The sequence below is a fragment of the Streptomyces sp. NPDC002773 genome, assembly GCF_040295605.1.
Classification (GTDB): Bacteria; Actinomycetota; Actinomycetes; order Streptomycetales; family Streptomycetaceae; genus Streptomyces.
The window spans coordinates 45,891-71,975 of record NZ_JBEOVO010000019.1; the positions used below are offsets into that span (position 1 = coordinate 45,891).

At 74.3% G+C, this 26,085-nt stretch carries 24 protein-coding genes; 12 read left to right on the plus strand and 12 right to left on the minus strand.

From position 1 onward, the window contains the following. Positions 1–56 precede the first annotated feature (56 nt). The gene (locus ABT034_RS22560; RefSeq protein WP_351217893.1) at positions 57–1,541 is read left to right on the plus strand and encodes a GNAT family N-acetyltransferase; all 1,485 of its coding nucleotides are present in this window, start codon (positions 57–59) and stop codon (positions 1,539–1,541) included. On the opposite strand, the gene ABT034_RS22565 is transcribed toward ABT034_RS22560, so the two are convergent. After that, positions 1,438–2,679 carry a trans-sulfuration enzyme family protein gene (locus tag ABT034_RS22565; protein ID WP_502973016.1) on the minus strand — a complete coding sequence of 414 codons (1,242 nt, stop codon included), beginning with the start codon at positions 2,677–2,679 and terminating at the stop codon, positions 1,438–1,440. The two genes, ABT034_RS22560 and ABT034_RS22565, sit on opposite strands and share 104 nt — an antisense overlap. Before the next feature lie 59 nt (positions 2,680–2,738). Between ABT034_RS22565 and ABT034_RS22570 the strand changes: the two genes are divergently transcribed. The 3 genes from ABT034_RS22570 (at position 2,739) to ABT034_RS22580 (ending at position 5,507) form a co-directional block, all read left to right on the plus strand. Further along, positions 2,739–3,236 (plus strand): Lrp/AsnC family transcriptional regulator, encoded by a 498-nt coding sequence (locus tag ABT034_RS22570; protein WP_030209403.1) that lies wholly within the window; start codon positions 2,739–2,741, stop codon positions 3,234–3,236. 49 nt (positions 3,237–3,285) lie between these two features. After that, positions 3,286–4,989, plus strand: coding sequence for a DUF885 domain-containing protein (locus ABT034_RS22575; RefSeq protein ID WP_351217895.1), 1,704 nt, complete (start codon positions 3,286–3,288; stop codon positions 4,987–4,989). A gap of 68 nt (positions 4,990–5,057) precedes the next feature. Continuing rightward, positions 5,058–5,507 carry an Lrp/AsnC family transcriptional regulator gene (locus ABT034_RS22580; protein WP_351217897.1) on the plus strand — a complete coding sequence of 150 codons (450 nt, stop codon included), beginning with the start codon at positions 5,058–5,060 and terminating at the stop codon, positions 5,505–5,507. Here ABT034_RS22580 and ABT034_RS22585 read toward each other — a convergent pair. From ABT034_RS22585 to ABT034_RS22600, 4 genes are all read right to left on the minus strand, one after another. Beyond that, complete coding sequence (locus tag ABT034_RS22585; RefSeq protein ID WP_351217899.1) at positions 5,497–8,538, minus strand: AAA family ATPase; 3,042 nt, start codon at positions 8,536–8,538, stop codon at positions 5,497–5,499. The two genes, ABT034_RS22580 and ABT034_RS22585, sit on opposite strands and share 11 nt — an antisense overlap. After that, a complete protein-coding gene (locus ABT034_RS22590) occupies positions 8,535–9,731 on the minus strand; it encodes an exonuclease SbcCD subunit D (RefSeq protein ID WP_351217901.1) in 1,197 nt (398 codons plus the stop codon). The genes ABT034_RS22585 and ABT034_RS22590 overlap by 4 nt, the downstream gene beginning before the upstream one ends. Positions 9,732–9,859: 128 nt before the next feature. Continuing rightward, on the minus strand, positions 9,860–10,486 hold the full coding sequence (locus ABT034_RS22595) for a YigZ family protein (RefSeq protein ID WP_351217903.1): 627 nt from the start codon (positions 10,484–10,486) through the stop codon (positions 9,860–9,862). A 55-nt stretch (positions 10,487–10,541) separates the two neighbouring features. Then, the gene (locus ABT034_RS22600; RefSeq protein ID WP_351217905.1) at positions 10,542–11,939 is read right to left on the minus strand and encodes a PucR family transcriptional regulator; all 1,398 of its coding nucleotides are present in this window, start codon (positions 11,937–11,939) and stop codon (positions 10,542–10,544) included. Positions 11,940–12,125: 186 nt separating this feature from the next. Here ABT034_RS22600 and ABT034_RS22605 point away from each other — a divergent pair, with 186 nt between their 5' ends. From ABT034_RS22605 to ABT034_RS22615, 3 genes are all read left to right on the plus strand, one after another. Continuing rightward, complete coding sequence (locus ABT034_RS22605) at positions 12,126–13,655, plus strand: long-chain-fatty-acid--CoA ligase (protein WP_351217907.1); 1,530 nt, start codon at positions 12,126–12,128, stop codon at positions 13,653–13,655. Further along, complete coding sequence (locus ABT034_RS22610) at positions 13,636–15,123, plus strand: carboxylesterase/lipase family protein (RefSeq protein WP_351217909.1); 1,488 nt, start codon at positions 13,636–13,638, stop codon at positions 15,121–15,123. The genes ABT034_RS22605 and ABT034_RS22610 overlap by 20 nt, the downstream gene beginning before the upstream one ends. 81 nt (positions 15,124–15,204) lie before the next feature. Then, entirely contained in the window at positions 15,205–15,645 is a 441-nt protein-coding gene (locus ABT034_RS22615; protein WP_351217911.1) for a CoA-binding protein, read from the plus strand. Positions 15,646–15,651: 6 nt separating this feature from the next. Here ABT034_RS22615 and ABT034_RS22620 read toward each other — a convergent pair whose 3' ends face one another. Together ABT034_RS22620 and ABT034_RS22625 are read right to left on the minus strand one after the other, a co-directional pair. Further along, positions 15,652–16,215: a YbaK/EbsC family protein gene (locus ABT034_RS22620; protein ID WP_351217913.1), complete on the minus strand. Its 564-nt coding sequence runs from the start codon at positions 16,213–16,215 to the stop codon at positions 15,652–15,654. A 44-nt stretch (positions 16,216–16,259) separates the two neighbouring features. Continuing rightward, positions 16,260–16,832 carry a helix-turn-helix domain-containing protein gene (locus ABT034_RS22625; RefSeq protein ID WP_351217915.1) on the minus strand — a complete coding sequence of 191 codons (573 nt, stop codon included), beginning with the start codon at positions 16,830–16,832 and terminating at the stop codon, positions 16,260–16,262. Between the two features lie 104 nt (positions 16,833–16,936). Between ABT034_RS22625 and ABT034_RS22630 the strand changes: the two genes are divergently transcribed. Next, the gene (locus ABT034_RS22630; protein WP_351217917.1) at positions 16,937–17,800 is read left to right on the plus strand and encodes an EamA family transporter; all 864 of its coding nucleotides are present in this window, start codon (positions 16,937–16,939) and stop codon (positions 17,798–17,800) included. Positions 17,801–17,851: 51 nt separating this feature from the next. Here the strand turns inward: ABT034_RS22630 and ABT034_RS22635 are convergent, their stop codons facing one another. Next, positions 17,852–18,619: an acyltransferase gene (locus tag ABT034_RS22635; protein ID WP_351217919.1), complete on the minus strand. Its 768-nt coding sequence runs from the start codon at positions 18,617–18,619 to the stop codon at positions 17,852–17,854. Between the two features lie 131 nt (positions 18,620–18,750). On the opposite strand from ABT034_RS22635, the gene ABT034_RS22640 reads away from it, so the two are divergent. Continuing rightward, positions 18,751–19,278 (plus strand): gamma carbonic anhydrase family protein, encoded by a 528-nt coding sequence (locus tag ABT034_RS22640; protein WP_351217921.1) that lies wholly within the window; start codon positions 18,751–18,753, stop codon positions 19,276–19,278. Between the two features lie 104 nt (positions 19,279–19,382). On the opposite strand, the gene ABT034_RS22645 is transcribed toward ABT034_RS22640, so the two are convergent. Both ABT034_RS22645 and ABT034_RS22650 read right to left on the minus strand, forming a co-directional pair. Next, complete coding sequence (locus ABT034_RS22645; protein ID WP_351217923.1) at positions 19,383–20,048, minus strand: DedA family protein; 666 nt, start codon at positions 20,046–20,048, stop codon at positions 19,383–19,385. Positions 20,049–20,241: 193 nt separating this feature from the next. Continuing rightward, complete coding sequence (locus tag ABT034_RS22650; RefSeq protein WP_351217925.1) at positions 20,242–20,694, minus strand: DUF4442 domain-containing protein; 453 nt, start codon at positions 20,692–20,694, stop codon at positions 20,242–20,244. Between the two features lie 106 nt (positions 20,695–20,800). On the opposite strand from ABT034_RS22650, the gene ABT034_RS22655 reads away from it, so the two are divergent. Continuing rightward, positions 20,801–21,940 carry a DUF8017 domain-containing protein gene (locus ABT034_RS22655; RefSeq protein ID WP_351217927.1) on the plus strand — a complete coding sequence of 380 codons (1,140 nt, stop codon included), beginning with the start codon at positions 20,801–20,803 and terminating at the stop codon, positions 21,938–21,940. A gap of 223 nt (positions 21,941–22,163) precedes the next feature. After that, positions 22,164–23,537, plus strand: coding sequence for an MFS transporter (locus ABT034_RS22660; protein WP_351217929.1), 1,374 nt, complete (start codon positions 22,164–22,166; stop codon positions 23,535–23,537). On the opposite strand, the gene ABT034_RS22665 is transcribed toward ABT034_RS22660, so the two are convergent. Both ABT034_RS22665 and ABT034_RS22670 read right to left on the minus strand, forming a co-directional pair. After that, positions 23,499–24,344, minus strand: a complete 846-nt coding sequence (locus tag ABT034_RS22665; RefSeq protein WP_351217931.1) for a spermidine synthase — start codon at positions 24,342–24,344, stop codon at positions 23,499–23,501. The two genes, ABT034_RS22660 and ABT034_RS22665, sit on opposite strands and share 39 nt — an antisense overlap. A gap of 49 nt (positions 24,345–24,393) precedes the next feature. Beyond that, the gene (locus ABT034_RS22670) at positions 24,394–25,119 is read right to left on the minus strand and encodes a DNA alkylation repair protein (protein ID WP_351217933.1); all 726 of its coding nucleotides are present in this window, start codon (positions 25,117–25,119) and stop codon (positions 24,394–24,396) included. A 168-nt stretch (positions 25,120–25,287) separates the two neighbouring features. Here ABT034_RS22670 and ABT034_RS22675 point away from each other — a divergent pair, with 168 nt between their 5' ends. Next, positions 25,288–26,073, plus strand: coding sequence for a TVP38/TMEM64 family protein (locus tag ABT034_RS22675; RefSeq protein WP_351217934.1), 786 nt, complete (start codon positions 25,288–25,290; stop codon positions 26,071–26,073). The last annotated feature ends 12 nt before the right edge of the window (positions 26,074–26,085 follow it).

Genomic DNA, 26,085 nt, shown 5'->3' on the forward strand with positions numbered 1-26,085 from the left:
CCCGTCAGTCACAAAGCGTTCGTGATCACGCAACACCACTGGGTCACAGTGAGGTCATGACCGATGTGACGTCTTCGAAGAGCGCCCGCCGCCCCCACCACTGGCGGCACGACCTGATCGAACTCGCCGCCCTGTTCACCGCCGTGGTGGTCGCCGACACGATCGCCAAGACCATCGCCAAGGGCCCCGACGGCCACTACCTGCTGGTGTTCTCGGCGATCGCGCTGGTCGCCACCGCCGGCTTCCACACCTGGTGGGCACGGAGGCACAGCCATGCGAGCCATGCCCCGCCCGCCGGTCCCGCCGGCGGGCACTCCCCCGCGACCCGCCCGGCCGCGACGGCCCACACGGCGAGGACGGCGGAGACGGGGGCGCACCGGGCGGAGGAGCACGCGGAGGGGGTGCCCGTCGAGACCGCGCTGTGGCGGATGCGTACCACCGTCGCGGACACCCCGGGCAGCCTCGCCGCCCTGTGCACGGTCCTCGCCCGGCTTGGCGTGGACATCCTCACCCTCCAGACGCATCCGCTCGCCGACGGCACGGTCGACGAGTTCCTGCTGCGTGCCCCCGCCGACCTCTCCGCCCACGCCCTCAGCCGCGAGACCGCCGCGGCGGGCGGCCGTGACACCTGGACCGAGCGGGCCGACGCCCATGACCTGGTGGACACCCCCACCCGGGTCCTCGGCCTCGCCACCCGCACCGCGCTCGACGCGGCCGAACTGCCGCTCGCGCTGCGCCAGCTCCTCGGCCGCTGCACCCTCCACTCCGTGCCCGCCGTCTCGCTCACCGGCCGCCCCACCGGCGAACACGCCCCGGTCGAAGGCGTCCTGGAGGAGACGGTGATGCGGCTGCGCGACCCCCACGGCGGCACGCTCATCGTGGAGCGGCCCTATCTCCCCTTCACCCCGACCGAGTTCGCCCGGGCCCGCGCCCTGGTCGAACTCGACGCCCGGCTCGGCCCGCGCGTCCCGCGCAGCCAGGACGTGCTGACCCTGCCCGAGGGCAACGAGATCACCGTCCGCCGCGCCGACCAGCGCGACCTGTCCGCCGCGCGGGCCATGCACGACCGCTGCTCGGCCCGCACCCTCAGCCTGCGCTACCACGGCCCGGTCGGTGACGCCGACCGCTACCTCGACCATCTGCTCAGCCCCCGCTTCGGGCGCACCCTCGCCGTGCAGACGACCTCCGGCCGGCTCGTCGCCCTCGGGCATCTGCTCTGGGACGGCGACGAGACGGAGGTCGCGCTGATGGTGGAGGACGACTGGCAGCGGCGCGGCATCGGCTCCGAGCTCCTCGGCCGGCTCGTGGCGATGGCCGAGGAGGCCGGCTGCGCGAGCGTGTACGCGGTGACCCAGTCGTCCAACACGGGGATGGTGGCCGCGATGCGGGCGCTGAACCTTCCCCTCGACTACCAGATCGAGGAGGGCACCCTGGTGATCACAGCCCGGCTGGCCTCGGCACCGCGACCGGCCGGCCGCCCGCAGACGCAGGAACAGCAGCAGGAGCAGCGGTCGGAGGGGCCTCGGCGCGCGGAGCGCTGAGCGCCTCGGTCAGGTCCCGCCACAGGTCCTCGACGTCCTCGAGACCGACCGACATCCTCAGCAGCCGGTCGCTCACTCCCGCCGAGCGCCGGTCGCCCTCGGCCACGATCCGGTGGCTGATGGAGGCCGGGTGCTGGATGAGGGTGTCGACGCTGCCGAGGCTTACGGCGGGGGTGATGAGCCGTACGCTCGCGATGACGTCGTGCGGGTCGCCGTACACCTCGAAGGCGATCATCGCGCCGCCGATCCGGGGGTAGTGGACCCGCGCGATCCGGGGGTCGGTGGCCAGCCGCCGTACGAGCTCCGCGGCCGTCGCGGACGCCGCCCGTACCCGTACCGGCAGGGTGGCGAGACCGCGCAGCAGCAGATAGCCGGCGAGCGGGTGCAGCACACCGCCGGTGGCGAAGCGCACCTGGCGGAGGGTACGGGCGAACTCCTCGTCGCAGGCGACGACTCCGCCCATGACGTCGCCGTGGCCGCCCAGGTACTTGGTGGCGCTGTGCAGCACGAGGCGCGCGCCCTGCTCGACGGGCCGCTGGAGCACCGGCGTGGCGAAGGTGTTGTCGACCAGGAGCGGCACGGAGCCGCAGGAGTGCGCGAGGGCGCGGATGTCCGCCTCGGCGAGGGTCGGGTTGGCGGGTGACTCCACCATGACCAAGCCGGTGTCGGGCCGGATCGCCTCCGCTATGCCCGCGGGATCGGTCCAGGTCACCTCGGTGCCGAGCAGTCCCGCGTCGAGGAGGTGGTCGCTGCAGCCGTACAGCGGGCGGACCGCCACGACGTGCCGCAGGCCCTGGCTCGCCCGGGCGAGGAGCACGGCGGTGAGGGCCGCCATGCCGCTGGCGAAGGCGACGGCCGACTCGGTCCCCTCGAGGCGGGCGAGGGCCTCCTCGAAGCGGGCCACGGTGGGGTTGTCGAGCCGGGCGTAGACGGGCGGCCCGTCGAGCCGGGCGCCGGTGGTGGCGAACTCGTCGATCCGCGCGGCCTCGGCCCGCGCGTCGTACGAGGGGTAGGTGGTGGACAGGTCGATCGGCGGGGCGTGCAGACCGAGCGAGGCGAGGTCTTCGCGGCCGGCGTGCACGGCTTCGGTGGCGAGGGCCCTCGGGGTGGCCGAGAGGCCGTAGTCCATGGCGTCCATGGCGGCACTGTGAACGGATACCGGGAAGTAGCGGGAAAACGCCGTGCTACGTTCGACCGATGGCCGATTCTGTCGTACTGGACGCGGTCGATCTGCACATTCTTCGCCTTCTGCAGAACGACGCCCGGACCACCTACCGTGAACTCGCCGCCGAGGTCGGGGTGGCGCCCTCCACCTGCCTGGACCGGGTGGCGCGGCTCCGTCGCACGGGCGTGATCCTCGGTCATCAGCTACGACTAGATCCGGCCAAACTCGGCCGTGGGCTCGAAGCGCTCCTTCTCGTGCAGGTCCGCCCGCACCGGCGGGAACTGATCGGTCCGTTCGTCGACCGGATCCGGGCCCTCCCGGAGTCCCGTGCCCTGTTCCATCTGACGGGGCCCGACGACTACCTGGTGCACGTGGCCGTCGCGGACCCCTCCGACCTGCAACGACTCGTCCTCGACGAGTTCACCTCGCGCCGCGAGGTGGCCCGCGTCGAGACCCGGTTGATCTTCCAGGAGTGGGAGTGCGGCCCGCTCCTGCCGCCCTCGGCGGGCCCTTCCTTGTCAGCCGACTGAGGCCGGACACGGGTGACGGGGGCTTGCGGAAGAGGCCAGGATGGCCCCCATGCCAGAGACTTCCAGCAGCACGCTGCCCCGCCAGGTCGCCGACGACCACGTCGACGCACTCATCGCCCTCGACCCGATCACCGGTACGTACCTGGGAGTCAAGGAGAGCGCCGGACTGCTGCCCGACTTCTCGCCCGCCGGCCAGCGGGCGGTGGCCGACCTCGCCCGCCGGACGCTCGCCCGGCTCGACGAGGCCGAGCGCGCGCCGGGCGCGGACAGCGAGGCCGAGCGGCGGTGCGCCCGGCTGCTGCGGGAGCGTCTGACGGCGGAACTCGCCATGCACGAGGCCGAGGAGGGCCTGTGCGCGGTCAGCAACATGCGCTCGCCGGCGCACAGCGTCCGGATCGCCTTCACCGTGATGGCGACGGAGACCGAGGAGGACTGGGCGGCGGTCGCGTCCCGGCTGCGCGCGGTCCCGGCGGCCCTCGAGGGCTACCGTTCCTCACTCGCGCTCGGTCTCGAACGCAAGCTGTTCGGCGGGCCGCGGCCCACCGCCACCTTCGTCGACCAGCTCACCGAGTGGTCCGGCACGGAGAGCGGAAGGCCGGGCTGGTTCGAGGAGTTCGCCGCCGCGCGGCCCGACACCCTGCCCGAGGAGCTGCGCGCCGAACTCGCGCGGGCCGGGCGGGGCGCCACCGCATCCGTCACGGCACTGCGGGACTGGATGCGGGACGTGTACGCCCCCGCCGTGGCGGACGCCCCCGACACGGTGGGCCGCGAGCGGTACCAGCGCTGGACCCGCTACTTCAACGGCACCGACCTGGACCTCGACCAGGCGTACGCGTACGGCTGGACCGAGTACCACCGGCTGCTCGGCGAGATGCGGACCGAGGCCGAACGGATCCTGCCGGGCGCCGACCCCTGGGAGGCACTCGCCCACCTCGACGAGCACGGCACGCACATCGAGGGGGTGGAGGAGGTCAGGGGCTGGCTGCAGCAGCTCATGGACGAGGCCATCGAGGCCCTCGACGGCACCCACTTCGAACTGGCCGACCCGGTCCGCCGCGTGGAGTCCCGCATCGCCCCGCCGGGCGGCGCCGCCGCGCCGTACTACACCGGCCCGTCCGAGGACTTCTCGCGGCCCGGCCGCACCTGGCTGCCGGTGGACGGCACGGCCCGCTTCCCGGTGTACGACCTGGTGTCGACCTGGTACCACGAGGGCGTGCCCGGCCATCACCTCCAGATCGCGCAGTGGGTGCACGTCGCCGACCGGCTCTCCCGCTACCAGGCGACCATCGGCAAGGTCAGCGCCAACATGGAGGGCTGGGCGCTGTACGCGGAGCGCCTGATGGACGAGCTCGGTTTCCTGCCCGACGCGGAGCGGCGGCTCGGCTACCTGGACGGCCAGATGATGCGCGCGTGCCGGGTCATCGTGGACATCGGCATGCACCTGGGCCTGGAGATCCCGGCGGACTCGCCGTTCCGCCCGGGCGAGCGGTGGACCCCGGAGCTCGCCCAGGAGTTCTTCCAGCGGCACAGCAGCCGTCCGCCGTCGTTCGTGGAGAGCGAGATGACCCGCTACCTGTCGATGCCGGGACAGGCCATCGGCTACAAGCTGGGCGAGCGCGCCTGGCTGCTCGGCCGTGCCAACGCGCGGGCGGCGCGCGGTGACGCGTTCGACGCGAAGGCCTGGCACATGGCGGCCCTCTCGCAAGGGCCGCTCGGCCTCGACGACCTGGTCGAGGAACTCTCGCGCCTGTAGCCCGTCACCGACGGGATTCCCCGGCCGATCACTTGATCGACCGGGGAATCCCCTGCTATTCCTCGTCCATGACCACCGACTACACCCCCGACGCCACCGACTGGCGCATCCTCGAAGCCCTCCAGACCGAGGGCCGCGCAAGCTTCGCCGAGCTCGCCCGTACGGTGTCGATGTCGCCGTCCGCGGTGACCGAGCGGGTACGGCGCCTGGAGGAGGCGGGGGTGATCACCGGGTACACGGCGATCGTCGACCAGGACCGGCTCGGCCTTCCCATCCTCGCCTTCGTACGGCTGCGCTACCCGCACGGCAACTACAAGCCGTTCCACGATCTGCTCGGCAGCACGCCGGAGGTCCTGGAGGCCCACCACGTCACCGGCGACGACTGCTTCGTCCTCAAGGTCGCCGCCCGTTCCATGAAGCACCTGGAGGAGACCACCGGGAAGGTCTCCACGCTCGGCGCGGTGACCACCAGCATCGTCTACTCCTCGCCGCTGCCCCGGCGTTCGCTCAGCCGCTGAGCGCGTCCCCTCCGGTGCGCAGCCGCACGGCGGAGCCCTGCCGTGCCTTGACGACCTCCAGCTGGGCCGGGATCCGACGGCGCAGATCGCCGACGTGGCTGACGATGCCGACGCTGCGGTCCCGCTCGCGCAGGGAGTCGAGGACGTCGAGGACCTCGTCGAGGGTCTGCTCGTCGAGGCTGCCGAAGCCCTCGTCGATGAAGAGGGTGTCGAGCCGTACGCCGCCCGCCTCGTCCGTGACGACGTCGGCGAGGCCGAGGGCCAGGGCGAGCGAGGCGAAGAAGGTCTCGCCGCCGGAGAGCGTGGCCGTGTCGCGTTCGTTGCCGGTCCAGGAGTCGACGACGTGCAGCCCGAGCCCGGCCCGCTTGCCGCCGGAGCGGGCGTCGGAGTGGACGAGGGTGTAGCGGCCGGAGGACATCCGCTGGAGGCGGGCGGTCGCGGCGGCGGCGACCTGTTCGAGACGGGCCGCGAGGACGTACGACTCCAGGCGCATCCGGCGTTCGTTCTCGGCCGAGGTGCCGGCGGTGAGGGCCGCGAGACGGGCGACGCGGTCGTACTCCTCGCGGAGCGGCCCCAGGCGGCGCACCTCGGTCGCGGCCTTGCGGGACAGGCCGGCGAGGTCCGCCACCCGCTCGCGGGCGGCGGCCAGGGCGGACGCGGCCTCGCGGAGCGCGCGTTCGGCCGCCGTGTGGGCGGCCCCGGCGGCCGCGGGGTCGGCGGGCGGGAGGGCCGCGGCGGCCGCGGTGCCGGGCTCGGCGAGCCGGTCCGCGACGGCGGCCGCCTCGGCCTGCCAGGCGTCCACGCGGTGCTGGTGGTCCCGGCGCTCGCCCTCGCGCAGGAGCGCGGCGGCGGCCTCGGCCGGGGTGGCGAAGCCCGCGCGGTAGGCGGCGTCGGCGAGCCGGTCGTCGGCCTCCTTGAGTCGCTGGGCGGCGAGTTCGGCGGAGCGTACGGCTCCGGTGGCGTCGACCAGGAGGGCGATCCGCCGCTCCAGGCGGGTGGCGTGCTCGGCCACCGTGCCGAACGCTCCACGCCCCAGGGCGAGTTCCTCGTCGAGCGCGGTCTGTTCGCGTTCCAGGGCCTCGCGCCGCGAGGTCCTGGCGGCGACCCGCCGCTCGGCCTCCCGCTGCGCGCCGACCCGCTCCTCGTACTCCCGCTCGGCCCGCGCGAGCGTCTCCCGTGCGCTGTGGCTCTGCCCGGCGAGCGCATGGGCCTCGGCGTGCAGGAGCGTCAACTCCTCCACCTCGTGGGCGAGTTCACGGACGGAGGGGTCGTCCGCGTCGGAAGGTGCGGCGCCCGCGAGGGCCTCCGTGCGGGCCGTGGACCAGGACTCGCGGGTGACGGCCAGTTCGCGTTCGGCGGCCGTACGGGTCTCCTCGGCGCGGGTGTAGGACGCGTAGGCGGCGTCCTCGGTGGCCCGGTCGACGTGGTCGGCGGTGGTGCGGGCGGGGGCCGGGTGGGCGGTGGAGCCGCAGACCTGGCAGGGGTCGCCGTCGGCGAGGGTGACGGCGAGTTCGGCCGCGATGCCCTCCAGGCGGCGGGACTTGACGTCGAGCCAGCTCTCGTGGGCGGTGTTCCGGCGCTCGCGGGCGTCCGCGAGGCGGCTCTCGGCGGTCCGGGTGTCCTCGGCGAGGGCGTCGCGGCGGCGGGCCGCGGCGAGCCTGCGGCGGGCGGGTTCCAGGCGGCCCGCGAGGTGTTCGGCACGGGCGGCGGCGTCCCGTGCCGCCTCGACGCGTTCGGTGAGCGCGGCGCGTCGCGGTTCCCAGTCGGCGAGCCAGTCGGCCGCGTCCCGCAGGACGTCGTCGTCGGCGCGTGCCTCGCGGGCGAGGGCGGTGTGCTCCTCGGCGATCGTGGCCGCGCGGCGCTCGGCGCGGCGGGCGGCCTCCAGGCCGCCGAGCTCCTCGCGGAGCCGGTGTTCGAGCGCGGAGAGGTGGTCGGCCCCGGCGTCGGCGAGGTCGGGGGGCAGCTGGGCGCGGGAGCGTTCGCGGGCGATGTGCGCGGTGGCGTGCTCGCGCTCGGCGTCCTGGCGCAGTCCGAGGGCGGGCGCCACCCGGTCCGCCTTGAGGCTGCGGTCGAGGGCGGCCTGGAGCCGGTCGCGCTCGGGGGCGCGGGCGGTGAGCCGCTCCTGCCGGAGGAGCGCGTCAGCGTGCCGGGCCTGGCGGGCGGCGAGGTCGTTCTCGGCGTCGAGGGCGGCGCGCGCGGCGCCCTGCCCGGCCTCGGCGGCGGCCAGCCGTACACCCGCGATGTCGAGGGCTTCCCGCGCCTCGGTGCGGGCGACGGCGGCCCAGGTGAGGACCGCGTCGGCGAGCCCGGGGTCGCCGGGGCGGCCGTCGACGGAGGTACGGGCGACGGCGAGGCCGCCGGCGGCCTGGCCCATGCGGTGGGCGAGGGCGAGGAGCCGCTCGTCCCCCTCCTCGACCTGCTGCTGCGCGGCGCGCCGGAGGTCGGCGAGGCGCTCCTCGACGGCGGCGAAGCGGCGGGTGTCGAAGAGGCGGCCGAGGAGCCTGCCGCGGGCCTCGGCGTCGGCGCGCAGGAAGCGGGCGAAGTCGCCCTGCGGGAGGAGGACGACCTGGCAGAACTGCTCGCGGCTCATGCCGACGAGCTGGGTGACCTCCTCCCCTATCTCCTGGTGGGAGCGGCTGAGACCGGCCCAGGTGCCGGTGGCGGGGTCGTACTCGCGCAGCCAGGTCTGGGCCTTCTCGGTGGTGAAGCCCTCGCCGCGCTTCTTGGGGCGCTGCTGGGCGGGGCGCCGGGTGATCTCCAGGCGCCGCTCCCCCACGGTCAGTTCGAGGACGACCTCGGTGGACGTGCCGACGGCGGCGTGGTCGCTGCGCAGGGAGGTGCCGGGGTTCTGGCGGACGCCGGGCACGCTCCCGTACAGGGCGAAGCAGACGGCGTCGAGGACGGAGGTCTTCCCGGCGCCGGTCGGCCCGTGGAGGAGGAAGAGGCCGGCGGAGGACAGGGCGTCGAAGTCGACGGTCTGCGTGCCGCCGAAGGGGCCGAACGCGGTGATCTCCAGGCGGTGCAGCCTCACCGGCCCACCTCGCGCTCGGCCGTGTCGACCCGCACGTCGTCGAAGGCCCCGTACAGGACCGTCCGCTCGGCCCCGTCGAGGGCCGCGCCGCCGCGCACGTGGGCCACGAAGTCCTCCGCGATCTGCTGGTCGGTGCGGTCCCGGAGCCGCTGGGCGTAGGAGGCGGCGGGGTCGTCGCCGGTCCGGTCGGGGTCGAAGACCAGGTTCAGGGTGTGCGGGAAGCGCCCGGTGAGCCGGGCCATCGGTTCGGCGGGGCGCACCGGGTCGGTGAGCGTGGCCTCGACCCAGGACTGTTCGTGGGGCGTGAGCGCGGGGTCGTCGAGGAGGTCGTCGAGCCGGCCCCTGATCCGGGCGAGGGGGCGGGGGACGGGGCAGTCGAGGCGTTCGGCGGCGAGGACGGCGCCGCCTGGGCCGTCGGAGCTGTCGGGGCCGCCGGGGCCCAGGTCGATCAGCCACATCGTCTTGCGGTGGTCGGCCTCGGAGAAGGAGTACGCGAGGGGGGAGCCGGAGTAGCGCACGCGCGGGGTGAGGGTCTGGCTGCCGTGGAGGTGGCCGAGGGCGACGTAGTCGACACCGTCGAAGACCCCGGTGGGGACGGCGGCGACGCCGCCGACGGTGATGTCCCGCTCGCTGTCGCTGGGCGCGCCGCCGGCGACGAAGGCGTGGGCGAGGACGACGGAGCGGGTTCCGGCGGGCCGGCCGGCGAGGTCGGCGCGGACCCGGTCCATGGCGACGCGGAGCACGGCCTCGTGGCCGGCCTTCTCGGCGCCGAGCTGGTCCCTGACGAGGGCGGGTTCGAGGTAGGGCAGGCCGTAGAGGGCGATCTCGCCGTGGTCGTCGGTGAGGACGACGGGGGTGCCGATGCCGGCGGGGTCGGTACGGAGGTGGATGCCGGCCCGCTGGATGAGTCCGGCGCCGACGCCGAGGCGGCGGGCCGAGTCGTGGTTGCCGGAGATCATGACGGTGGGCACGCCGGCCTCGGCGAGGCGGTGCAGCGCGGTGTCGAACAGCTCGACGGCGGGCAGCGGGGGCACGGCACGGTCGTAGACGTCACCGGCGACGAGGACGGCGTCGACGCGGTGCTCGTGGACGGTCGCGACGAGGTGGTCGAGGAAGGCGGCCTGGGCGCCGAGGAGGCCGACGCGGTGGAAGGACCGGCCGAGGTGCCAGTCCGAGGTGTGCAGGAGCCTCACGATGCCGTCCCACCCCGCATGTGCGCCGCTCCTCGCCGCTGGTTCCCGTCGTGTGCGGCCTCCACGCTATCCCGCCGGGGGGTGTGGTCGGGGCCGCTCGGGGGTCCTCGCGCCTGACGTCTCACGTCTCACACGGTGCCGTACGCCTCGCCGCCCGGTTCGAACGAGGCCGTGCCCGCGGTGGCGTCGGCGAGCCAGGCGCGGAAGGCGGGGACGTCACTGTCCGGGAGGCCGATCTCGATGGTGACGGCGTCGGCGTACCGTACGTCGCGGACGGCCCGCCCGGTCGCCCGCAGGTCGTTCTCCAGCTTGCCCGCCCGCTGGTGGTCGACGGTGACGGTGGCGAGCCGGAATCGCTGCCGGGTCACCGTGCCGACCGCGTCGAGCGCCTCCCCGACCACGCCGCCGTACGCGCGGATCAGACCGCCCGCGCCGAGCTTCACGCCGCCGTAGTAGCGGGTGACGACGGCGGCGACGTACCGCATCTCGCGGCGCAGGAGCATCTGGAGCATGGGGACGCCCGCCGTGCCGCCGGGCTCGCCGTCGTCGCTCGCCTTCTGGACGGAGGCGTCGGCGCCGAGCACGTACGCGAAGCAGTTGTGGCTGGCGGTCGGGTGCTCCTTGCGGATGCGTGCGACGAACTCCTGCGCCTCCCGCTCGTCGGCGACGGGCGCGAGCGCGCAGAGGAAGCGCGAGCGGTTGATCTCGGTCTCGTGCATACCCTCGTGGGCCACCGTGCGGTACTGCTCCTGCATCCGGCCAGCCTACGTTCCGGCGGCGTCGCGCTCTCGGGCGGCCGGTTCGGGCGGGCTACGGGCCGTCGGGCTCGCGCTCCCCCGCGGCCGGTTCGGGGGTGGTCGCGAGGCCGGCGTACGGGAGGGCGCGCAGGGCCAGGGCCCAGCCGAGACGGGCCTCGCCGGACTCGCTGGAGCGGCCGGTGAGCTCGGCGACGCGGCCGATGCGGTTGAGGACGGTGTTGCGGTGGCAGTAGAGCTGGTCCGCGGCCCGGGAGGCCGAGCAGCCGTGGTCGAGCCAGGCCCGGAGCGTGGAGAGGAGCGCGGTCCTCTCACCGCCGGTGGCGAGCACGGGACCGAGGTGGACGGTGACGATCCGCTCGGCGATGTCGGCGCGCCCGCTGAGCAGCACCTGGGCGAGCCGGTCGTCGAAGACGGCGATCTCGCCGCTGCCCGCCCGGAGGGTACGGAGGGTCTGCTCGGCGAGCCGCAGGGCGCGGCCCGCCTGGGAGAGGCGCTCGAACTCCGGGGAGACCCCCGCGGTGGCCCCGGTCCGTTCGCGCAGGGCGGCGAGGAGCGCGCGCGTGGCGGGGTCGGTTCCCCGGCCCGCCGCCGCGGGCCTGCCGGCGGGCGCGTCGCGCCGGGGCAGCCGGACGATGCCGGCGTACCGGCCGGAGCGGGGCCGCCAGAAGGACCACATGCCCTGGGCCTCCAGGACGGGCGAGGGGTGCGGCGGCGCGGCCGGGTCCTGGGCGGCGACCACGACGACGTACCGGTCGACCGCGGGGACTCCGAGCGCGGCCGCGGCGGCGGAGGCGACGGCGGGGTCGTCGGCGCGGCCGTCGAGCAGCGCCTCGAAGAGGGCGACGCGCCGGGTGTCCTGGCGGCTCTGGAGTTCCAGCTGGGCGATCCGGTACGCGTCGGCCATCGCGACCGAGTAGCGGTCGATGGTCTCCCAGACACCGCTCGCCATGTCGAGTTCGACGTCCCGGCTGTCGGCGTCCCGACCGGCCCTGGCCCTGAGGTGTTCGGCCATGACCTGCCAGAGCACGCGGCCGCCGCGCCGGTAGGCCTGGAGCACGGTGTCGAGCGGCACGCCCTGTTCGGCGCGGCGGCGGCCGGTCTCGCGGGCCGCCCACTCGAAGTCGCCGCCGGTCGCGGTGAGGCCGCCGAAGTCCTCCAGGGCGCGCAGCAGGTTGTCGCGGCAGATCTCCCAGAGGTCCTCGCGGGTGACGGGGGCGTCGGAGGCGTACGTACCGGAGTGGGCGCGGATGTCGTCGACGGCGCGGTCGGTGAGCCGGTCGACGTCGGCGAGCATCGCCGTGGCGAGGGAACGCCGGAGCGCGCCGGAGCCGATGAGGGGGGTGTGGGCTCCGCCGGAGCCGCCGGAGCCGCCGCTGGCGCTCGTGGTGGTGCGGTGTGCGCCGGGGCGCGCGCCCGTGGGGTCGCGGGGTGCGGCCGAGCTGTGCGTCATGGCTGGCACCGTAGCGCCGGGATTTGGCGAATGCCACGGCCGGCGTCGGGCGGCGGGGCCGCTGCCCAGTCGGGCGCGCCGCATGATGGGCGATTGCACATGGCGTCCGGGCGGTGCCCCGACGGATTCTGTGCGGTGTCACCGATCGTCAACAGAGCTGTTGACTCCGCGTCTCTGGAGCGTGTCATGTCACTGAGCGTCGCCGGCGTGCTTGGCGAGTCCGCACGCCATTTCCCCGACCGGATCGCGGTCGTCGAGGGCGCGACCCGCCTCACCTACGGGGAGCTGTGGACGGACGCCCTGCGCTGCGCCGCCGGGCTCCGCGAGGCCGGGGTGAAGCCGGGCGACCGGCTGGCCGTCCTGCTGCCGAACACGACCGAGTTCCTCCGGGTGTACTACGGCGCGCTCGCCGCGGGGGCGACGGTCGTTCCGGTGCACGCGCTGCTCGTCGCCGACGAGGTGCGGTACGTCCTGGAGCACAGCGGCGCGGTCGGGATCGTGAGCGGGGGGCCGCTGTGGGCGGTCGCCGACGAGGCGGCGCGGGCGGCCGGGGTGCGCGCGTTCCCGGGGGCGCCCGGCGCGGCGGAGCCGCTGGCCGCGCCCGAGCCGGCCGAGCCGTCGGACATCGCCGTGATCCTTTACACGAGCGGGACGACGGGCCGCCCCAAGGGCGCGCTGCTCACCCACCTCAACATCGTCATGAACGCGTCCGTGACCTCGCAGGACCTGCTCGGGCTCGGGGCCGGTGACGTGGTCCTCGGCTGTCTGCCGCTCTTCCACAGCTACGGCCAGACCTGCGCGATGAACGGGACGCTCCGGCAGGGCGCGACGCTCGTCCTGATGCCCCGGTTCAGCGGCCCGGCGGCCCTGCGGGTGCTCGCGGACGAGGGCGTCACGGTCTTCATGGGCGTACCGACGATGTACCACGCGCTCGTGGAGGCGGCGGCCGGGTCCGAGGTGCGTCCGGCGGCCCTGCGTGCCGCCGTGTCGGGCGGGGCGGCCCTTCCGGTCGCCGTCCTGGAGCGCTTCGAGGCGACGTTCGACACCCAGGTCCTCGAGGGCTACGGCCTGACGGAGACCTCGCCGGTCGCGACGTTCAACCAGCCGCACCTCGGCCGGAGGCCCGGGACGGTCGGGCACCCGGTCTGGGGCGTCGAGGTGGGCATCGCGGACGCGGCCGTCGACCGTGAGGTCGTGCTGCTCGCGGACGGCGCGACCGGGGAGGTCGTGGTGCGCGGGCACAACGTCTTCGCCGGATACCTCGACGACCCGGAGGCGACGGCCGCGGCGGTCGTGGACGGCTGGTTCCGGACGGGTGACCTGGGCGTACGGGACGAGGACGGCTTCCTGCGGATCGTCGACCGGAAGAAGGACCTGGTCATCCGGGGCGGGTTCAACATCTACCCGCGCGAGGTCGAGGAGGTGCTCGTGCGCCATCCCTCGCTCTCGGAGGTCGCCGTGATCGGCGTCCCGGACGAGGCGAAGGGCGAGGAGGTGTGCGCGGTGGTGGTGCGCCGGGAGGGCGCCGCGCCGCTCTCCGAGGAGGAGCTCGTGGACTGGTCGCGGGAGCGTCTCGGCCGGCACAAGTACCCGCGGATCGTGCGCTTCGTCGACGAACTGCCGCTCGGCCCGACGGGCAAGGTCCTGAAGCGGGCGCTGGTCCGGCACTCCGACGGTGAGCGGGAGGTGCGGGTCGGTGGCGGAGCGGGGGCCTGAGGTCCGTACCCGGTGCGGGGCGCTGCGGGGTGTCCTGGAGGACGGCGTGGCCGCCTTCCTCGGCGTGCCCTACGCGCGGGCGCCGGTGGGCCCGCTGCGGTTCCGGGCGCCGGAGCCGGCCGCGCCCTGGGAGGCCGTACGGGAGGCCACGGCCTTCGGTCCGACGGCGCCGAAGCGTCCGTACGCCCCGCCGCTCGACGCGCTCCTCCCCGACCCGGGCATCGCGGGTGACGACTGCCTGAACCTGAACGTCTGGGCGCCGTGGGGCGGTTCGGCACCGCCGGACCCGCGGGGCGGAGGGCCGGGGGACGGACGGCCGGTCATGGTCTGGATCCATGGTGGTTCGCTGATCCACGGCTCCTCCGCTGTTCCCGTCTACGACGGCACCGCCTTCGCCAGGGACGGGGTGGTGCTCGTCTCGGTCAACTACCGGCTCGGCGTCGAGGGTTTCGGGGTCTTCCCCGACGCTCCGGCGAACCTCGGCCTCCGTGACCAGATCGCCGCAATGACCTGGGTACGGGAGAACATCTCGGCCTTCGGCGGAGACCCGGAGCGGGTGACGGTCTTCGGCGAGTCGGCGGGCGCGATCTGCATCGCCGCGCTGCTCGCCTCGCCGCGGGCGAAGGGCCTGTTCCGGCGGGCGGTGGTGCAGAGCGGGGCCCCGGTCGCGCGCACGCTCGCCACGGCCCGAAGGACCACCGAGGCGGTGGCCGCGCGCCTGAAGGTGCCGGCCACGGCGGAGGCGTTCGCGCGCGTGGACAGGGAACGGCTGCTCGCGGCGCAGACGGAGGTGACCGGGAAGGGCTCGCCGTTGACCGGCGGGCACTCGTTCCAGATCGTCGTGGACGGCGAGGTGGTGCCACGCGATCCGGCGGAGGCGCTCGCGGACGGGGCCTCGGCCGAGGTGGAGCTGCTGATGGGCACGACCACCGAGGAGTACCGGCTCTGGTTCGTGCCGGGCGGGGTCGTCGACCGGGTGGGGCCCTTGACCCAACGGCTCCTGCTGCGGAAGACGAAGGTGCCGTCCCGTACGGCCAGGGTGTACCGCGCGGGCCGCCCGGACGAGAAGCCGGGCGAGGTCCTGGGCGCGCTCGCCACGGACAAGCTGCTGCGGATCCCGCTGAACGCCCTCGCGGACGCCCGGCTGCGCCACGGCGCGCCCGCCGGAACGTATCTGTACGAGTTCGGCTGGCGCTCCCCCGTGCTCGGCCTCGGCGCCTGCCACGCGCTCGAACTCGGCTTCGTCTTCGACACCCTCGACCTGCCGGAGACCCGTGCCCTGACGGGCCCGGACGCGCCCCGGGACCTGGCGGCTGCGATGCACGCGGCCTGGGTGGCCTTCGCGGCGACGGGCGACCCGGGCTGGCGCCGGTGGGACCCGGCCCGCCCGGTGATGACGTTCGGCCCGGGCCGCCCGTCCGTGGTCGAGGCCCCCCGCGAGGCCGAACGGCGGGCGTGGGAGAGCTGAACCCGCCATGCGGGGAATCCCGGCTCGGCCCGGCTCGTTGACCGGGGAGACAGGCCGCGCCGAGGAAAGGCAGCAGAAACGATGAGCGTCGACACCACGTCCACGGAACCCACCGAGTACTCCGCGTCGGAGACGGTTCGGCGGATCCTCACGTCCACAGGCGACACCTGGGCGGTGGTGGGACTCTCCTCGAACCAGGGGCGGGCGGCGTACGGCGTGGCGGCGGTCCTCCAGCGCTTCGGGAAGCGGATCGTGCCGGTCCACCCGAAGGCGGAGACGGTCCACGGCGAGCAGGGCTACGCCTCACTCGCCGACATCCCCTTCCCGGTCGACGTCGTCGACGTGTTCGTCAACAGCGAGCACGCGGGCGGGATCGCCGACGAGGCCGTCGCGATCGGCGCCAAGGCGGTCTGGTTCCAGCTGGACGTGATCGACGAGTCCGCTTTCGCCCGCACCCGCGCGGCGGGCCTCGACATGGTCATGGACCGCTGCCCCGCCATCGAAATCCCCCGCCTGCCCTGACACGGCCTAGCCGACGGGGACGCCCAGCCCCTCCAGGACGACGGCGCCCGGCAGTTGGGCGAAGGCCTTGCCCGGCAGGATGAGCTTGCCGCGGCGGCGGCCGCTGCCGATCAGGACCCACTCGGTGTCCACCACGGCGGCGTCCACGAGGAGGGGCCAGGCGACGGGGAGGCCGACGGGGGTGATGCCGCCGTACTCCATGCCGGTCTCGCCGGTCGCGGTGTCCATCGGCGCGAACGAGGCCTTGCGGGCGCCGAGATGCTTGCGTACGACCCCGTTGACGTCGACCCGGTCCGCCGACTTCACGACGCACGCGGCCAGGGTCGTCGTGTCGCCGCGCCTGCCCGCGACGATCACGCAGTTGGCGGACCGGTCGAGCAACTCGGGCCCGTGGTGCTCCACGAAGACGGCGGTGTCGGCGATGGCCGGGTCGGTGTCCACGTACAGCAGTTGATCGGCCGGTACGGGCCCGGTCCAGGCGCGGACCGCGGCGGCGACGGGGCCGGTCAGCAGGTCGAGGCGGTCCGGGGCGGGCGTGGCGTCGTCGAAGTCTCCGATGGGTGCGCGCATGCCTCGCACGCTAGCAACGGGAGCCGGGCGGGCGGCCGCCCGTCTCAGCGTACGGGCGGGATGGAGACGGCCATCGTCATCTCGGCGGGCTCGGTGCCGTCGTTGCGGTAGGCGTGCGCCGTGTTGGCCTCGAAGACGGCGGAGGTGCCGGCCGGCAGGGTGTGTTCCTCCCCGTCGACGACGAGGGTGAGGACGCCGGAGGTGACGTTCAGCAGCTCGACCGTGCCGTCGGGATGCGGGTCGGAGGCGCTGCCGTCGCCCGGCATGAGGGTCCAGGACCAGAGCTCCAGGGGGCCGCGGGCCTCGGTGCCGACGAGGAGCGTGGTGTGGCTGCCGGTGGAGGTGGACCACATGCGGACGGCCTGGTCGGGCGGGACGAGCCGAACCTGGGGGCCCTGCTCGTAGTCGAGGAGGGTCGTGATGGAGACGCCGAGGGCGTCGGCGAGCTTCACGGTGGTGCCGACGCTGGGGTTGGTGCGCGCCTGCTCGATCTGGATGATCATGCCGCGGCTGACGCCCGCCCGTGCGGCGAGGGCGTCCAGGGTGAGGCTCCGCTCCTTGCGCCAGCGCTTCAGGTTCCGGGCGAGCGACTGCGTGAGCTGATCGAGGTCCGACACATTCCGTCCAATATTTTGGATGACAGAGTTCAATGGACTGAACTACGGTGGGGTGCACCCGATTGTTCACTGCACTGTACTGCCGTCCGTGACTGCGAGGACCCATGACCGCCCTGTTCGCCCTGGCCACCAGCCTCCTGTGGGGCCTCGCCGACTTCGGCGGCGGGCTGCTCACCCGCCGGATCCCCGCGCTCACGGTCGTCGTGGTCTCCCAGGTCCTCGCGGTCCTCGTCCTCGGCACCGTCGTCCTCGCGACCGGCGCCTGGACGGAGGCGAGCCCGCAGCTCTGGTACGCCGTCGGGGCGGGCGTGGTCGGCCCCGCGGCCATGCTCGCCTTCTACAAGGCACTCGCGCTCGGCCCCATGGGCGTGGTCTCCCCGCTCGGCTCGCTCGGCGTCGTCGTCCCCGTCTCGGTCGGCCTCCTCGTCGGCGACCGGCCGGGGCTGCTCCAGTTCGCCGGGATCGCGGTGGCGGTCGTCGGCGTGCTCCTCGCCGGCGGACCGGAGCTGCGCGGGGCGCCCGTCCAGCGCCAGGCGGTCCTGCTGACGCTGGTCGCGGCCTTCGGCTTCGGGTCGGTGATGGCGCTCATCGCCGAGGCGTCCACGACGATCACCGGCCTCTTCCTCGCCCTGTTCGTCCAGCGGGTCACCAACGTCCTGGTGGGCGGCGGAGCCCTGTACGCCTCGGTGAGGCGCGGCGGCCGGGCCCTCCCCGAGGGCGGCCCCCAGGTGATCCGCGCGGCCCTGCCCGCGCTCGCCTTCGTCGGCCTCGCGGACGTCGCCGCCAACGGTACGTACGCGATCGCCGCCCAGCAGGGCCCGGTCACCGTCGCCGCCGTCCTCGCCAGCCTCTACCCGGTGGTGACGGCCCTCGCGGCCCGTGGCGTCCTGAAGGAACGGCTCCGCGCGATCCAGGCGGCGGGCGCGGGTCTCGCCCTGGTGGGCACGGTCCTGCTCGCGACCGGGTAGCGTCGGGGCCGGCGTCTCAGCTCGCGACCGGCCGGCGCCGCTGCCAGGGCCTCACGAGGGGACGGTCTCGGAGCTGCCGGCGCGCCCGGCCTCCCAGACCGAGAGGGCCTCCAGCTGCGCGGCGGTGACGTGTTCCGGGATCGGGACCGGGGCCGGGGTGCGCAGTGGCGGCTGCCAGCCCTTCTCCGGGTCCCAGCCGCGGACGACCCTGGCCGGGGCGCCCGCCACGACCGAGTGGTCCGGCACCTCTCCCCGTACCACCGCGCCCGCCGCGACGACCACGTTCCGGCCGAGCCGTGCGCCGGGCAGGATCACCGCGCCCGTGCCGAGCCAGCAGCCGGGGCCTATGGTGACCGGCTCGGACCGGGGCCACTGGCGGCCGACGGGCTCGTCCGGGTCGTCGTAGCTGTGGTTGGTCGAGGTGATGTAGACGTACGGGCCGCAGTACGTGTCGGAGCCGATGCTCACCTTCGCGTCGGCGATGACATGGCTGCCCCGGCCGAGGACGACCCCGTCGCCGAGCGTCAGTACGGTCTCCGTCCCGAGGTCGAGGCCCGGCAGCATCCCGGCCGTCAGCGTGACCTGTTCGGCGACGATGCAGCACTCGCCTATCTCGATCCACCGCTCGCCGAAGACCGTGCCCTGCGGGAAGGCGAGCCGGGTGCCCGCGCCGAGACGGCGGAAGCGCAGCTTCCCGGGGTGCTCGGCGGTGACGGAGCCGGCCTCCTGCACCCAGCGCCAGCCGCCCTGCACGGCACGCGCGAGGACCCGGCGCCGCCAGACGGCGAGGGATGAGAACGTGTTTCTGTTCCTGGGCACCCGGACACCGTAGTCGGCACCGTCGCACCTGATCGGCGCGGTGCCCTGTGATGTCCGTCATGAGCACGGCATAGGGTGCGGCCGGGGGAACCCCCGGGCGTGACACGACGGCTGACGATCAGGAGCGAACCATGACAGAGGCGTTGATCAAGGGTGTGGGCGGCAAGGAGCCGCAGATCGATCCGACCGCCTTCACCGCCCCGACCTCCGTGATCCTCGGCGAGGTGACGCTCGGTCCGCGCGCCAACATCTGGTACCACGCGGTGCTGCGGGCGGACTGCGGCCCCATCGAGATCGGCGAGGACGCCAATGTCCAGGACAACTGCACGGTCCACGTCGACCCCGGCTTTCCCGTCTCGATCGGGGCCCGTGTGACCGTCGGTCACAACGCGACCGTGCACGGCTGCGTCATCGAGGACGACGTCCTCGTCGGCATGGGGGCGACCGTCCTCAACGGGGCGCGGATCGGCGCCGGCTCGCTCGTCGCCGCGCAGGCGCTCGTCCCGCAGGGGATGGTGGTCCCGCCGGGTTCGCTGGTCGCCGGCGTGCCGGCGAAGGTGCGCCGTCCGCTGAGCGAGGAGGAGCAGGCGGGCATCAGGCTCAACGCCGAGATGTACCTGCACCTCGCCAAGGCCCACGCCGAGGTCTTCGAGGACTGAGCCGCAAGCCGTACGACTGAACCGTAAGCCGTGCGTCCGGGGACACGGAGGAGGGCGGCACCCGTCGGCGGGTGCCGCCCTCCTCCCCGTACGACCGGGGGCCGTCAGTCCGCGACGCCGACCGGCTCCGGCGCGGGGGCGGGCTCGACGGCCTCCGCGTGCTCCGCCGCGGCCTTCTTGGCGCGGTTCTTGATGATCAGCATCGAGGCGACACCGATCAGGACCGCGAGGACGAGACCGAGCCACGAGAAGCGCTTCAGCCACGCCTCGGCGACGATCCCGACCGAGTAGATGACGGCCGTCGTGCCGCCGGCCCAGAGGATGCCGCCGAAGACGTTGGCGATGAGGAACTTCCAGTACGGCATCTGGAGCACGCCCGCGAGCGGCCCGGCGAAGATGCGGAGCAGGGCGACGAAACGGCCGAAGAAGACCGCCCACATGCCCCACTTCTGGAACGAGCGCTCCGCGAGGGCGATGTTCGCCGCGCTGAAGTGCTTGGGGAACTTCCCGCCGAGCCAGGCGAGCAGGGGCCGCCCGCCCTTGCGGCCGATCGCGTAGCCGATCGAGTCGCCGATGATCGCGCCGGCGATGGCGCAGCCGCCGAGCACCCACGGGTTGATGTCGCCGTGCTGCGAGGCGAGCAGGGCCGAGCTCACGAGCACGATCTCGCCCGGCAGCGGGATGCCCAGGCTCTCCAGCCCGATCACCACCCCCACAAGGACGTAGACGGCGACCGCGGGGATCGTCTCCAGCCACTCCTGGACGTGCAACGCGGCTTCCTCCCGTTTCGACTGCCGTGCCGCGCCGGCCCGTGGTCGGGGGCCCTGGCGCCGGCGCGCGCCGCGGCGGCACGCCGGGGCAGCCTACCCGGTCGCGGAGGGGTGGCCGGTCCGGTCCCGGGCGGTCCGGAACGCGGCCGCCCCCGTACCCAGGGGGTACGGGGGCGGCGCGCGGCGTCCGGGGTCAGGCGTTCGGGCGCAGGGTCCAGACGACGGTCATCTCGCCGGTCACGGCGCCGTCCTCGCGCGTGATGTCGATCCGTACCGGGAACTCGGGCCGCTCACCCGCGTCGAGCTCGGCGACGACCTCGGCGGCGGGGCGCCCCAGGGTGGCGGTGGCGGTGACGACGCCCTTGGCGAGCTTCTTGTAGCCGATCTCGGCCTTGACGGCGAGCGGCACGGCGCGGCCCAGCTGGTCGCCGAAGGCGGCGAGCACGATGGCGCCGCTGGCGGACTCGGCGAGCGTGAACATCGCTCCGGCGTGCGGGCCGCCGAGGTGGTTGTGGTAGGCGGGCTGGTCCGGCAGGCGCACGACGGCGCGCTCGGCGGTGGTCTCCAGGAACTCCAGGTTCAGGGTTCCGGCCATGGGGACCGTGGCGGCGAGCATCTCGCCGACGGACATCTGGTCTGCGCTCATGGCCGTGATGTTACCCACCAGTAGCAGCCTTGGCCATACCCTCGCGGAGCCGCGGTGCGGGGCCGGGCGTGGTCGAAGGGCCCGCGCACCTCTATGGTTACTGGCCATGTGGCCAGGACAGCAGCCGCCCGGGGGCGAGCAGAACCCGCAGGACCAGAGTCAGAACCCTTACCAGCAGCCGGGGTACCAGCAGCCGAACCAGCAGCCGAACCCGTATCAGCAGCAGCCGACCCAGCCCGGGTACCCGCAGCAGCAGCCGGCCCAGCCCGGCTATCCGCAGCAGCCACCGGCCACCCAGCCCGGCTACCCGCAGCAGGGGTACGGCCAGCAGCCCGGTTACGGCCAGCCGAACCCGTACCAGCAGCCGACCGTGCCGCAGCAGTACGCGGTGCCGGGCCCGGGTCTGCCCGGCGGCCCCGACGGCGGGAAGAAGAAGCAGACGACGCTGGTGGCGATCGTCGCCGCCGTCGCCGTGGTCGTCGCCGCCGGTGTCACCGGCTACCTCGTGCTCGGCAACGACAAGGGGGAGCAGCCCACCGCCGGCGGCAAGAACTCCGCCGCGCCGGCGACCCCGTCGGCCCCGACGGCCTCGTCGACGGACCCGAGCACTTCCCCGTCCCTCGCCAACCCGCGCGACGGCGCCGCCCATCAGCCGACGATCCCCGGCTGGAAGGTCGTCTACAACCCGAAGTACAACACCCTCTTCGACGTACCGCCGGAGTGGGAGGTCCTGAAGCCCGGGATGATCACCGCCTTCGAGGACGAGAAGAAGAACGACGGCAGCCCCCTGATGACGATGACGTCGCCGGGACGCCTCAAGGGCGAGTGGTGCACGTACGACGTCGACAAGAACGGCACCAACGAGACCTGGGGCCTGAGCACCGCCGGCACCAAGGGCGGCCAGGGCGCCAAGAACACCGGGGACGCCGCGTACGGCGAGGCCGGCTCGTGGGTGTGGGGCGGCTACGCGCAGCACATGCCCAAGGGCACCATCAAGATCACCAAGGCCGTGCCCTACAAGACGACGTCCGGGCTCACCGGCAGCATGTCGACCGCCACAGCGCCGGGCGTGAAGAAGCGCAACAAGTGCGAGACGGACGGCAAGTCGATCGCGTTCACCTTCAAGAACGCCGTGGGCGACTTCACGACCTGGGTGCTCTACGCGGCCGACGGCGTCGCGGACGAGCTGCCGGACGCCACCATCCGTCAGATCCTCTCGACGGTCCGCCTGGCACCGGACTCCTGAGCCGCCGCGGGGTCGGCGACCCGCCCGCCGGGTCGGCGGACGGGTCGAGGGGCCGGCGGACCGGTCGAGGGGCCGGTTCGCCGACCGGAAACGGCTGGCGGCCGGTCCACCGTCCGGACAGTGGCTCGCGGGGCGGTCCGCCGTCCGTATACCGGCTCGCGGGGCGGTCCGCCGTCCGGATAACGGCTTGGCATCGGGGCGGGTCGGCAGGGATAGTCCCGGGGTGAACAGACCCGCCGCCTCCCCCCGCCGTACCCCGCTCGGCTCCCGCCGACCCGAGTGGGCCGGCCGCAACTACGTCCTCCTCACCGCCGCCACGATCGTGACCAACCTCGGCACGCACGGCGCCCTGATCGCCACGACCTGGGCGGTCTTCGAGTCCGGAGGCGACGCGGGCGACGTGGGGCTGGTGGCGATGGCGCGCTTCCTGCCGCTCGTCCTCTTCCTGCTGATCGGCGGCGCCGTCGCCGACCGGGTGCCCCGGCACCGGGTGATGGTCGCGGCCAACGCCCTCAACTGCGTCTCGCAGGCCGTCTTCGCCGCCCTCGTCCTCGCCGGCGACGCCCGCATCTGGCAGATGATGGTGCTCACCGCGCTCTGCGGCACCGGCCAGGCCTTCTTCAACCCCGCGGCCGAGGGCATGCTGCTGTCGAGCGTCAGCGGCGAGCAGGCGAGCCGCGCCTTCGCCGTCTACCGGATGGCCATGCACAGCGCGACCATCGGCGGCGCCGCGCTCGGTGGCGCCCTCGTCGCCTTCGTCGGACCCGGCTGGGTGCTGCTGATCGACGCGGTCGCCTTCGCCGTAGCGGCGGGGCTGCGCGCCTTCCTGGACGTGAGCGGCATCCCCGAGCGCGCTCCGAGCGGCGGCCTCTTCGCCGATCTGCGGGAGGGCTGGCACGAGTTCGTCGGCCGGCCCTGGCTCTGGTCGATCGTCGCCCAGTTCTCCGTGGTGGTCGGCCTGATCGGAGCGGTCGAGTCGGTGTACGGGCCGCTGGTCGCGCGGGCCGAACTCGGCGGCGCGCGGCCCTGGGGCATCGCGCTCGCCGCGTACGGCGTGGGGACGCTCGCGGGCGCCGTCCTGATGTCCCGGTGGAAGCCGCGGCGGATGCTGTTCGTCGGGACGCTGTGCGTGTTCCCGATCGCCCTGCCGTCGGCGGCGCTCGCCGTACCCCTCGACGCGGTGGGTCTGACGGCCGCGATGTTCGTGAGCGGCGTGGCCATCGAGGTCTTCGGCGTCTCGTGGATGACGGCCCTGCACCAGGAGATCCCGGAGGAGAAGCTGTCCCGGGTCTCGGCCTACGACTGGTTCGGCTCGACGGCCCTGCTGCCGCTGACGACGGCGCTCGCGGGCCCGGCGGAGAGCGCGTTCGGCCGGAGCGAGGCGCTGTGGGGCGCGGCGGCGCTCATGGTGCTCGTCACGGCCCTGGTCCTGGTGGTGCCGGACGTACGGAACCTGACCCGGCGTCCGCACACGAAGGAGATCCCGGGTCCGGTGCTGTCTCCGGCACCTGCCCCCGCCTCCGCGTCGGTCACCCCTGCCTCGGCCGCCCCTCCCGCCTCAGCCGATGCCGAAGGCGCCGTCCGGCGGGACGGGTGAGGGCACGGCCCCAGCGTCGAGGACCGGTTCCGCGCCTCCGGTGAACCGGGCGAGGGTCTCGCCGTGCTCCACGCGCGCGGGGAAGGCGTCCGCCGCCGCCCGTCGCGCGAGGTGGGCGGTGTCGATCTCCCGGCCGGAGGCGACCAGGACCGCGTTCCCGAAGCGGCGGCCGCGCAGTACGGCCGGTTCGGCGACCAGGGCGAGCTCGGGGAAGACGGCGGCGAAGGTGGCGAGCTGGGAGCGGAGGAAGGCGAAGGGCGCCCCGTCGGCGAGGTTGGCGGCGTAGATCCCGTCGGCCCGCAGGACGCGCCGGACCTCGCGCGCGTACTCGACGGAAGTGAGGTGGGCGGGGACGCGCGAGCCGCCGAACACGTCCCCCACGATCAGATCGGCCGAGGCGGCGGGGGCGTCCGCCAGCCACCGCCTGGCGTCCGCGGCGTGCACGGTGATCCCGGAGTCCGCGGGCAGCGGCAGGTGTTCCGCGACGAGGGCGAGCAGCCCCCGGTCCGCCTCCACCACGTCCTGGCGCGAGCCGGGCCGGGTGGCGGCGACGTACCGGGGCAGGGAGAGCGCCCCGCCGCCCAGGTGCAGGACGTCGAGCGGTGCGCCGTCGTCGTCGGCGCCGTCGACGACGTGCGCGAGCCGGCGCGCGTACTCGAACTCCAGGTACGCCGGGTCGTCGAGGTCGACGTACGACTGGGGCGCGCCGTCGACCGTCAGGAGCCAGGCCCGCTCCCGGTCCACGTCGGGCATGAGGCGCGCGGTGCCCTGGTCGACCTCGCGGATGACGGGGATGTGCTCGTTCACGTGCTCATTGTGCCGGGGGCCCGGTCACGGGCGGTACAGGCGGTGGGGCTCAGAGGTGCTTGAGGGCCTCGCGGACGGAGAGCGGGGAGAGACGGCCGGTGTGCGCGGCGACGAAGGCGCGGACCTCGCCGGGTGCGGTCTTCGCGTATTCGCGCAGGGCCCAGCCGATGGCCTTGCGGAGGAAGAAGTCGGTGTCGGGGGCCCGGCGCAGGCAGTGGGCGAAGAGCCGGTCGGCGTCCGTGGCCCCTTTGAAGCGGAGCTGGTGGAGGAGCGCGGTGCGGGCCACCCACACGTCCTCTTCCTCGATCCACTCGTCCATGCGGGCACCGAGGGAGGGGTCGGCCGCGACGAGGCCGCCGACGACGTGGGCGGCGAGGTGGTCGACGGTGTCCCACCACGAAACGGTGGTCACGAGCCGGCGGGCCACGGGCAGGAAGTCGGAGGAGCAGCGCTTCACATGACGGCGGAGGTAGTCGACGGCGAAGTAGTGGTACTCGCGCTCCGGCAGCGCGAAGCAGCGCAGGGCGACGGCGACGCAGTCGGCCTCGTCGGGGCGCGGTGTGCCGTCGAGGACGGTACGGGACAGGGCCCGGCGCTCGGGGGTGCGTACGCCGAGGAACGGGGCGACGCCTTGCATGTACGCCGCCATCTCCTGCGCCCGGAAAGGGTTTCCGGCGGCGGGGTAGAGGGTGGTGAGCCGGTCGAGGACGGTGTCGGCGAGGGCGCTGCGGGGCACGTCTCCGAGGCCGGCGTCCGGCGGCGTGGTGTCGGTCATGGGTCTCCCTGCCCTGGGGTCGTCCGGGCTGGGGCCCGTCGGCCCTCACGCACAAGCGCCGGACCTCACGCGCGGACGTCACGCGTGTCCGCCCGGCCGTCACGCGCATCCGCCCGGACATGACGCACATTACGGCGATCATACGGACGCGTCCGTTACTCTCCCCGAATGCTCGCTCCCGTGCCCCGGCCGCCGGGCTCCCTCGCCGTCCGCTGCTCCCGGGCCCTGCTCTCGCCCCGCGCGCGGCTCTCCCTTCTCGCTCTGCTGCTGCTCACGGCGGCGGCCCTGGTGCTGCTGTACGAGCCGCAGCGGCTCCTCGCCTCGGGCTGGCCGCCGCGGACGAGCGGCGCGGGGGCGGTGCTCCTCTTCGGCCTGGCGTACGGGGTGTGCACGGCGGCTTTCGTACCGCGGCCGGTGCTCAATCTGGCGGCGGGCGCGCTGTTCGGTTCCGCCGCGGGTCTGACGGCGGCGGTCGCGGGGACGGTCCTGGGCGCAGGGATCGCGTTCACCCTCGGCCGGTTCCTCGGGCAGGACGCGCTGCGGCCGCTGCTGCGGGGTCGCTGGCTGACGGCGGCGGACGGGCAGTTGAGCCGGCACGGGTTCCGTTCGATGCTGGCGATCCGGCTGTTCCCGGGGGTGCCGTTCGCGGCGGCCAACTACTGCGCCGCCGTCTCCCGGATGGGGTACGCGCCGTTCCTCCTGGCGACGGCGCTCGGCACCGTGCCCAACACGGCGGCGTATGTCGTGGCGGGCGCACAGGCCGGTTCGCCTGGCTCCCCGGCCTTCCTCTTCTCCGCGGGCTTCATCGTCCTGTCGGGGCTGGCGGCCGCGGTGGTGGCCTGGCGCAAGCGGCACGCGCTGCGGGCACCGGCAACAGCTCCCGCTCCGGCCCTGGGCGGTGCTCCGGTCCCGGGCGGGGCCCCGGAGCCGGAGCCGGTGGGCGGCGCGCGCTAGCGCGCGCCGCCG